The following is a 9,279-nucleotide window of genomic DNA, read 5'->3' on the forward strand; positions in this document are numbered from 1 at the left end:
CCATACCAGCATACCAAGCTTATCTGCCCAATAATACCATCTGGCCGGCTCCACTTTGATGTGCTTGCGAATGGTATTAAAGCCCATTGCTTTGATGGCCTTAATATCAAAAGCAAGGGCTTCATCGGTAGGTGCTGTATACAAGCCATCTGGCCAGAACCCCTGATCAAGGGTACCCAGGTTATAATAAGCTTTGTTGTTCAGAAAGATGCGATCTATACCTTTTGCATCTTTACCAATGCTGATCTTACGCATCCCAAAATAACTCTTCACCTCATCCTTTCCCAGCTTTACCGTTAAGTCATATAGATAAGGATTTGCAGGAGACCAGAGTTTTGCGTTTTTTATGGGAATAGCTATACTAACCCCAATGTCACCCTGAACTAGTTTCAGGATCCCGCTCTCGCTGGTCACTGTCGCTGTAAACTTACCTTTAGTTCCATTAACCGTAAGGTTTAATACCCCCTTGTCAATATCAGGGGTCATTATTAAATCTGCAATCGATACAGCTGGCACTATTTCCAGCCATACCGTTTGCCAGATTCCACTACTAGGGGTGTAGTATATATTCTGAGGATTTAACACCTGTTTTCCATGAGGACCTGTCCCCTGATCAGTTGGATCAAATACTTTTACAGTCAATTCATTAGAACCAGATCGCAGCGCATCCGTTATGTCAAAAGAAAAGGATGCGTACCCACCTTTATGCTCGCCCACTTCTTTTCCGTTAACAAAAACTGTAGCCTGCCAGTCTACAGCACCAAAGTGCAAAAGCACCCTATCCGTCATCCCGGTTTCATTCCGAGATCTCAAAGGGTTTACAAAAACCCTTTTATACCATAGATTCTGTGTTGGCAACAAAGTTCTCTTCACTCCGGACAGTGCAGATTCAAATGGATAAGGGACAAGGATCTGGCCTTCAAACGCAGCGGGCTGGGCTGCATCTTTAGGAGTGATTGCATAATCCCATAGTCCATTCAAATTTGTCCAGCCTATCCGCACCATTTGTGGCCTTGGATATTCTTTCAAGACATTTGTTGGCGATACTTCCTTTGCCCACCTACTTTGAATGGGCACAGGTTGTATTTTATAAACACTTTGCGCATTTGCAATAGCTGAACTGAGCAAGAGAACGATAAGTAATTTTTTTTTGATGTTTAGCATTATATATTGGGTTTGATTGATTTCATCAAGCATATCTCATACTCAAAAAATTAAATAGCTGTAATAACGAAATCAAAACACCCTATAAAGGCTCCACAAAATAATCTATATCTATAAATAACACATAGATTAAAAGTTACACCATCAAAAACGGTATTGTATTTTAATTGTTCACTTTCCCAATGAAGAGAAAAATATTTCAGATTCATTACACTGCTAAGTTTCTATATATTTCGACTCAACAGACAAAAAAGGTAATAAGGGCAGAGAATTTATTTAAGTTGATGACCAAATCCATTCCCACGCTGTAATTTTCCAATTTTTAATCAAAATACCCTCTTTATTTAACCATCTCTTACTTTCGTAATGATTAAAGAAGTCCAAAGCATCATTATCCGAGAAACCCTTTTGAATAAAATAAATAGACACGTGTTGCAACGAAGGAGGAATTTGGCCACCAAACCCTATGTGCTTAGGAGTGTTGTCCATGCTCCTTTAGTGCTAAAGTCTTATTAGCTTCAAACATTTCATTAATATCTTGCACATTATAGTACATATTACCACCTATTTGGGTAAAAGTAATAGTACGGGCATTTCGCATGGCTTGAAGCTTACCTTGTGAAATACCCAATAGTTTACATACTTCAGCCGTCTTGAGCCATGTTTTCTGAAATTCACCATTGCTTCGCCTATTCAATAAATCCTCAATTGCTTTGATAAATACTGTTTTAAAATTCTCAAGGCAATCCTTTGTAACTAAATGATCTTCATTCATTTTAATCTCCTTTTATATGAATAATTAATTAAATTTAATTCAATAGCAGGTATACACTACTCGCGTCATTCTTCTTAAAAGAAGGCACATATTTGATATAGCCAAAACTATCTAATTCCTTTAAACATCGATGATAAGTACTACAGGCTTCAATTTTTGCAATTCGCATAATCTGGTGGCTAAATACCTTCATAGGAATGGGATAGTCATTCATTTGCCAGTACTGAAGTAACGAGCTATAAATTGCGATATGTGTTTTACTAATTCTAAAATCACTTTGTATAGCACTAAAGAATTCTGCTAGGGGTTTAAATAATTCCATAATCAAACTTTAATGACGTACTTGGGCTTTCTTTGCGTAACGTTTACCTTCTTTCTTCTGATTTACTTTCTCGCTAACCTTTTTAGAAGGATTCATAATCTTTCTCACATCAGAATATTGCATAGACTTATTATTAATGTCTGAATATTTCATTAAACCAGGAACAGTTCCAACTTTCATATAAACATTTGTTTTGGTACCATTTTCTTGTAATGGAACCAAGGGTTTCTCTCCAGATGTTAAAGAGTCAATCAATTTCTCTTTATATTCCCGAGTAGTTCCAGGAGGATGAGGGAGCGCTTCAACAACTCTTCTGACATGTTCTGGATCTGCAGTATAAGAATCAATCCTAACATTTTTGGGATCATGTTTCATATCGAACTCATTTAGGCTATATAGGTTCTTAACCAATTCTCCATTTTTGTTCAGTTCGTGCCGACATATGGTTTCCCCAGCTAAAAGTTTGATTGATTCAGTACTAGATGGTGTTCTAGCCCCGTTCACATGAACTTTAAGCTCTTTAAATTCCCCAGGACGATCTTCATTTTTAATTTTCGTTACTATTGAATTAAATTGAATTTTTCCATCTCTGTTTTTTGAAAAATTCAAATCATGACTTGTAGAAGAGTCTCCTTGTCCCGGGCACTGAAGCTGAAAGCTCTCCTGCCCATTAGTAATGGCCCTATGCAACCCTGGAATTGCTTCTCCATAGCCTTTTTGAGTAAGAAAGTTTTTAAGTTGATCATAGCTAAAAGTTTGCCATGAAGCTCTTTTTTGAGACTGCGCTCTTTCAGCAATTCTCTCCACCATCTTGTTTAATAAGGATGGCTTTGAGTCAGATGGAGGGTAAATCGCGACCTGACCCCGGATCTGTTTCCCCTCTTGAGGCACATTGCTATAATTCATATTGTTGAAGGCTCGTTCTAAGAAATCAAAAACCTTAGCTCCCCCCGCAACTAAAGCATTTTTAATTTTATCTAAATGATTAGGGATAGAATTTCTCAACCCAGAAATCGCATTAGAGGCTCCTTCCCTTGCCTTTTCACCAACGGTAGATAAAGATTGAATTCCATTTTTCACCTTATCTTTAACTGTATCTCTTAGATTGCCAGCCCATTTAGTAACATTAGACCAAAGTTTAGAGCTGACGCTTTTTGGAAAAAGCTTACCGTAGAACCTGCCTATCTTTTTTAAAGGCGTATTATATACATCTTTTATCGTCGCATCTCTATTAATTTTAACGTGGTCCAACCAACGCTTCTCACCAAGTTGCAGGTTACCTTCATATTTAGCTGTTATGCTATTTAGATAATTAATTCTCTCTAACTTTAACTTTGTCTCGTTCTCTGGTGAATCCAAATTGGACTTCAGTGCATTATCCTCACTATTTCTTTGTTCCAAACTTTGTCTAATTCTATTTTGAACGCCCAGATCTAATTCTTTCTTTGCCATCTTTACTAGATTAAATAATAAATTTTATTACCGCTTATTGAACTTTCATGGTTTTGCGTTGGCTATTATTCTTTTTATCATTCCCCTCAGCATCCAGATACAACGTGCTTTTTTCTCTTTTTCCTTCTTCATCAATACCTTTTGAATGTTCTGAAACCAAATCCTTAGTTTCGAATTCACTTTTATGATAAGGCCTATTCTTAACAACTTGTTGCAACTCCCTATGCTGCTCATTGGAAAGAACTTTTCCCTTATCATCAAAAACATTGAAAGTTTTATTCCGGGCATCAGCCTCAATATGATAAAGTTTTTCTTCCCCACTTATAACCATAATTACCGCTTGCTGATTCCCACGTTTTAAAGAATCATACAAATGGTCCCTGGAAACGTCCAGCTCTAAATCCTTGATTGGATACTTCGATAACTCCTTTTCAAACTGAAAATCATAACTTTTACCAGGATATAGCTTGGTAATTTCAAGATCACCATGCTTATTAACCTTATTAAAATTCGCCACCATCCATACATCGTATGCCCCACCTTTCTCATCAAGAAACTGTTTGCATATAGACCTACCTGCAAGAAGATTATAAGATTCTTTATGTGTAATATTTCTATTCTTCTTCGGCTTTTCTTGTCCTGGAATTTCTTTAAATGTCCGGAGATCGAACTTTTGAGTAAATACTTTCTCTTTATTGTTCAGTTCAGCATGCAGATGGAAAGAGTTAAAAAAATAAAAATCACTGTTTTTAGATTTATTAAACCCTAATAAAGTAGTGGTATCATCAAGGCCATAAGAAGCTTTATGCTCTGCAGTAAATGATTCCACACCAGACATCATTTTCGTTTTTATCTCATCCACCATCTTATTCCACTGCTCTTCCGGCATATTTTGGTTGGGACCAAAACCGGTAAAGACCAATTGATCTATATTATAATTAAAATTTTTCTGATTCATAATTTTAAGATTATAAAGTAAACACTAACAAATCATCCAATACAAATTTTTATAGATGCTTTGAAGCTACCAATTGATTGTTTTTAAGATTAATTAATAAATGCCTCCCCCCCTGAGCTTCTAACAATTGAATAACCAATTCCTTTTGATCTGGAATAGTAAATTTTGGAATCGCAACAACCACGATTTGCTTAGAATTCGCATTAATAACCTTATTATTTCCAACCACTTGTACTGGTGTTAGCTCAATTTCTTGGCTCGCTGTTCTTTTTGACTTTTTCAAATCATGAATAAAAAATCTGAGTTGATCAATAGTGTAATTAATATTAGAATGATTCTCTAGTTCAATCTGAAAATAAAACACATCATTTTCTATATACAACCCTCCAAGCCTTATCGCAATAGAAAATTTGCTATCCTTCCTATTGTTTATCATTCTTTCCTTTGTCGCAACAATATCCGCAGTGCGATTTACCGCTACTTCGTTATCATTTTTTGCAGAAAACAACACAGCTGGTTTTTCTACACGTTTAGCATCAAAACGAATGTTCATTACAGGAGGCTGGTCTGCATATTTTAAGGTAAAAGAGTACAACTGGCCATCAGAAGTAATCACTGTCAAATTTGTCTCTACAAAACCCGGCTTAGCCGCCTTTACTTGGAGTACATTTTCTACATCATTAGCCTTTTGAACCAAAACCTCCTTACTACCTTTATCTACACTCTTGATCGCATAAGGAAAAACAAAATTTGTTGTTTTATTCGTAGAGATCCACATCACCATTGGGGTTTGCTGATCTGTAATCTCAATATTTGTGTTCTGTGCAAATAAATGACCAGTTAACAACATTAAACATACCGTTACTACTACACTAATCTTTTTCATATTTATTTAATTTGTTACTATGTAAATTTTAAGGTTAATTCTAATCTATTTTTGTTTATCATCTTTTAACAATACATTGTAACCTGCTTTAACAGTTACTTTTATAAGTTTTACCTTTTTAGACATTAAGCTTTTAGCAGCTTCAATACCTGCGCCCATCGCCTGAACGCCCAATGAAGGATCTAAACTTCCACTCATTGAAAGCCCTTGTAAAGCTTGATCGGCAGATTGTTTTGCGACATCTCTACTGATTGCCCCTGGAATATAAATCCCATCAAGTCCGTCCAGGTCATATACCCCCAATTTCACAGGAAATAAAGACTTCCCAAAGCGAAGTCCATTTACATCAATCAATAATCGTTCTCCACTGATATTTGCTGTGCCAAACACAAAAGTATTTCTGGGTATCAGCTGACCATTGATATAGATATCATTAATCAATCTAAGTTTTACTATTGAACCACTCGTTACAGTTTGGTTTTCATGTATGACAGCTTCAATTGCATTTTGATCTTTTGTTTCCGATATCGGCTCATTGATTGAAAAGAAGCCATTTTGTGCAATTAAACTATTGCCCGATTTATTATCTAAATTGGAAATAGCATTTTTTTTAGCAGTTGAAGAAACAGCAAATACTTGCCCCTGATTCTTGCGAGATGTTTCTTTAAGCTTCTCCTGCACCCTATCAGGATGCTGTATATCCAGAATCTGATTTAACATGGTACTGATTTGCTGCATTTCTGGATCACCACCAACTCCAGATTGCTGCATGGTATTCATCATACTCTCTAAGCGATCAATATCTCCAGAATTTACACCTGTGCCAACTTTAGCCCGATAAGAATCCTGAGTAGGAGCAATCTCTTTCGGCTTAGCCGCTTCATTTAAAGATGCGTTTAATGCCGCTAATTTTTCCTGCACTCGGCGTTCATTTGGATCATTATAAGCTCCCCCACTATACGTAGACATGTTGAGGTATTTAGACCCAGTATGACTCAAACCATTTCCTGTTGAAAAGTCTCCAACCGTTGAATTTCCTCCGATCGAAGGACCTTTCGTTAGAGAACTATCCATACTAGGGACTAACGACAAGCCAGTTCCGTAGTAGGGATCTCTCTCGTCTTCCCTGTTTTTTTTAAGAGAATCCTTTTGAGCCAGATCGTAAAACGCCATTTTATCTAGGGTACTATCGGCAGATAAATCTGCATTTGGCAAAGCTGAGTTTATACCTTTAACAGGTTCAATTTTTTTCTCTACCTCCCCCTTGCCACCTCCTAATGCCCAAAAACCCATAGTGACAAACGGTACGACCAAGAAAGGAATCACTAAAAGAAATTTACGATGATTCAAATATGCTTTTGAATGAGTTTGTTTTTCGGTAATTTTCATAATTATAGTTTTTTTAAAGGTTCTGTAACTATTGATCTAAAAAATAGATCATTTTCTTTGATAAAATTTCTTTAACGTTTGTAAGCTATCCATCAATCCAGGGTGCGATCGTAAAATATCCGCCCTTTCTATTCTTCCCGCCGGCGTATTTTCTAAATTTTTCATATATGTTTCAAATTGAGTTAATCGATCAAGTATATTTGAATCTGGAGCCATCTGCTTTTCTTGAAAAAAAGGCTTTTTAAATTCTCTTTCTTTTGAAACAGCAAACTTTAATGGCATACTCGTTGGCATAAAAAAACTTGAAAACACTAAAAATGAACAGTACAAACCAACAACCAGCCCAACTGAACAGAATATCATTTTCTTTTCCAACAGAGATAATTTTTCGAAATTTCGATTCATCCATTTAGCCATGGCCATTTGATATTCGATAATCTTAGCAGCAATTAAACCTGCAATCCGATCTTCCCTAGCAGACTTGTCTTCAGTCTCAGTTTCCCTACTTTTCTTAAATAAATTTGACATCGCTATCTCTTTTTCACAGACAAATCTTTGTTATCTATCGTTTCCCATTTCTCTATTAAAAAGCCGTGGGAATTGTTCTCCGATCTTGTTACATTTCGTAAACGGCCTTGCGTAACCAAGTTACGTATCACTACAGAGGTAGGCCTAGTGAGTTGTTGTGTGGCATAACATCTAAACAAATAAGGATACTGGTTTATGTCGATATAAACACTATCCACGTTAATGGTTTGATTTACATTTCCGCTAATAATATTGCTGTAATAATTACCTTCTTTTAAATTATCATAGGCAATTTTAGCAGATGCGTCGGCTAAATAAAGGCTTCTTCCAATGCTTGAATTAATTGCCTTTTCATCAGGAGCAAGGGTAAAAAATAATTGATGAAAGGTCTTAACATGATCCTTCGCTTCCGCTGGTATATTATCTTTTCTATCAGAAGCATAGGCTTCTAAAGCCTTACCATTAGCCAATACATAAATCTTGGCTTGGGTCGCTCCCACCAAAGAATAACTTTTATAGACGACAAAACAACAAAGAATAAAGCTTCCACAAATACAAATGACACTAAATGTCCGTATGTTACGGAATGCAGTATCCAGATTTTTCATTTTATTAAAAATCATAATTCTTTACTTTTACATTTAATTATTATAAACCGTTAAGAGTTACTTATCAGAGTTGCCAGCTATTTTTTTCTTTTGATGTTCACTCTCTGATTGGCCTCCTAACGCTCTACCTAAGCCACCTGAAAGTCCAGTACCCCATCCATGATTTTTCCCATCATCAAAACTTTTCTTCGCATCAACGGCACTACGCAACCCACCTACAGCCGAACCCGGAGACATCATACTTAACATACTAGTCATTTTTTGTACCAATGGACCTGCACCCCCAGCATTCACAATATATCCTGCCACAGTTGGTACAGTAGTATACCCAACAATTCCAATGATCAGGAAAATCATATATGCTAAATCTGTGGAAGTATAAAAAGTATCTCCTCTAACAGCTAACTGGCTAAGATCAAGTTTTAACATTTCTTCCTGAATCATGCCTAAAATGGTACTAAAGATATTGCAGACCGGTAACCACAAAAAAATATTGATAAATTTTGCCAGCCAAGCCGTAAGTGTATGTTGAAGACCGTCAAATGTGGCTAAACCAAATACCAACGGACCTAAAATTGTTAGAACAACCATTTGGAATGTTCGAATTGTATTTACGCAAAGTCCTGCGGCTTCATAGAGTATTTGAAGAATTTGACTTATCCAAGCTTTAACATTGTTCTGAAATTGATAACTAAGTCTTGAAAATTGAAAACTCATCTCAGAAGTAAACCCATTAATAAACCCCTCTTTTATATCTGGATCCTTATCTGTCTTTCCATGGGTGTATTTCAACCACTTTTGTTTATCCCCCTGATCATTATTTCCGACGTACATTTTCCATATATCTGTGGTTTTTATAGCATCCTCCTTTTGTTTTAATAGCTTCTCTACAGCCTCATTTGAAGTTTGAACCATTGATTCGGTTGCGTCTACAGTCGGCTGTAATACACCATTAATTACTAACATCACTGTAGGAAAAAAAGTGATACAAAGTCCAATTGCAAAAGGTCTGAGTAAAGGATAAAAATCAATAGGCTCTGCATTAGCAATTGACTTCCACACCCTAGATCCTATCCACCAAGTCGCCGCAAAACCGGCTATTCCTCTTCCAACATCGACTAATTGACTACAACGCGGCATCATAGTTTTATAAAGTTTAGTCAGTATCGATTGTAAACCATGTAAATTATCCGCAAC

The 9,279-nt window shown here is 36.3% G+C and carries 10 protein-coding genes; all 10 read right to left on the bottom strand.

Going from position 1 to position 9,279, the window contains the following annotated elements; genetic code table 11:
* The coding region (locus VNZ46_RS27775; RefSeq protein WP_325564696.1) for a glycoside hydrolase family 2 protein at window positions 1-1,164 on the bottom strand (1,164 nt) is incomplete at its 3' end.
* A 472-nt stretch (window positions 1,165-1,636) separates the two neighbouring features.
* Complete coding sequence (locus tag VNZ46_RS27780) at window positions 1,637-1,939, bottom strand: helix-turn-helix domain-containing protein (protein WP_325564698.1); 303 nt, start codon at window positions 1,937-1,939, stop codon at window positions 1,637-1,639.
* A 34-nt stretch (window positions 1,940-1,973) separates the two neighbouring features.
* Entirely contained in the window at window positions 1,974-2,261 is a 288-nt protein-coding gene (locus VNZ46_RS27785) for a hypothetical protein (RefSeq protein WP_325564700.1), read from the bottom strand.
* Between the two features lie 9 nt (window positions 2,262-2,270).
* Window positions 2,271-3,713, bottom strand: a complete 1,443-nt coding sequence (locus VNZ46_RS27790) for a hypothetical protein (protein ID WP_325564702.1) — start codon at window positions 3,711-3,713, stop codon at window positions 2,271-2,273.
* Between the two features lie 34 nt (window positions 3,714-3,747).
* Window positions 3,748-4,671, bottom strand: a complete 924-nt coding sequence (locus VNZ46_RS27795) for a hypothetical protein (RefSeq protein WP_325564704.1) — start codon at window positions 4,669-4,671, stop codon at window positions 3,748-3,750.
* A 49-nt stretch (window positions 4,672-4,720) separates the two neighbouring features.
* Entirely contained in the window at window positions 4,721-5,557 is an 837-nt protein-coding gene (gene traN, locus VNZ46_RS27800; RefSeq protein WP_325564706.1) for a conjugative transposon protein TraN, read from the bottom strand.
* Between the two features lie 45 nt (window positions 5,558-5,602).
* Entirely contained in the window at window positions 5,603-6,946 is a 1,344-nt protein-coding gene (traM, locus tag VNZ46_RS27805; protein ID WP_325564708.1) for a conjugative transposon protein TraM, read from the bottom strand.
* A gap of 48 nt (window positions 6,947-6,994) precedes the next feature.
* A complete protein-coding gene (locus VNZ46_RS27810; protein WP_325564710.1) occupies window positions 6,995-7,474 on the bottom strand; it encodes a hypothetical protein in 480 nt (159 codons plus the stop codon).
* A 2-nt stretch (window positions 7,475-7,476) separates the two neighbouring features.
* Window positions 7,477-8,097, bottom strand: coding sequence for a conjugative transposon protein TraK (traK, locus tag VNZ46_RS27815; RefSeq protein WP_325564712.1), 621 nt, complete (start codon window positions 8,095-8,097; stop codon window positions 7,477-7,479).
* Between the two features lie 42 nt (window positions 8,098-8,139).
* Window positions 8,140-9,279: conjugative transposon protein TraJ (gene traJ / locus VNZ46_RS27820; RefSeq protein ID WP_325564714.1), on the bottom strand; the 1,140-nt coding region annotated here is incomplete at its 5' end.

This window comes from Pedobacter sp. (assembly GCF_035566355.1).
Lineage (GTDB): Bacteria > Bacteroidota > Bacteroidia > Sphingobacteriales > Sphingobacteriaceae > Pedobacter.

Bases quoted from the DNA above. Each gene is read 5' to 3' on its own strand.
- traM (WP_325564708.1), bottom strand. From the start codon at position 6,946: ATGAAAATTACCGAAAAACAAACTCATTCAAAAGCATATTTGAATCAT.
- VNZ46_RS27795 (WP_325564704.1), bottom strand. From the start codon at position 4,671: ATGAATCAGAAAAATTTTAATTATAATATAGATCAATTGGTCTTTACC.
- traN (WP_325564706.1), bottom strand. From the start codon at position 5,557: ATGAAAAAGATTAGTGTAGTAGTAACGGTATGTTTAATGTTGTTAACT.
- VNZ46_RS27780 (WP_325564698.1), bottom strand. From the start codon at position 1,939: ATGAATGAAGATCATTTAGTTACAAAGGATTGCCTTGAGAATTTTAAA.
- VNZ46_RS27785 (WP_325564700.1), bottom strand. From the start codon at position 2,261: ATGGAATTATTTAAACCCCTAGCAGAATTCTTTAGTGCTATACAAAGT.
- VNZ46_RS27790 (WP_325564702.1), bottom strand. From the start codon at position 3,713: ATGGCAAAGAAAGAATTAGATCTGGGCGTTCAAAATAGAATTAGACAA.
- VNZ46_RS27810 (WP_325564710.1), bottom strand. From the start codon at position 7,474: ATGTCAAATTTATTTAAGAAAAGTAGGGAAACTGAGACTGAAGACAAG.
- traK (WP_325564712.1), bottom strand. From the start codon at position 8,097: ATGATTTTTAATAAAATGAAAAATCTGGATACTGCATTCCGTAACATA.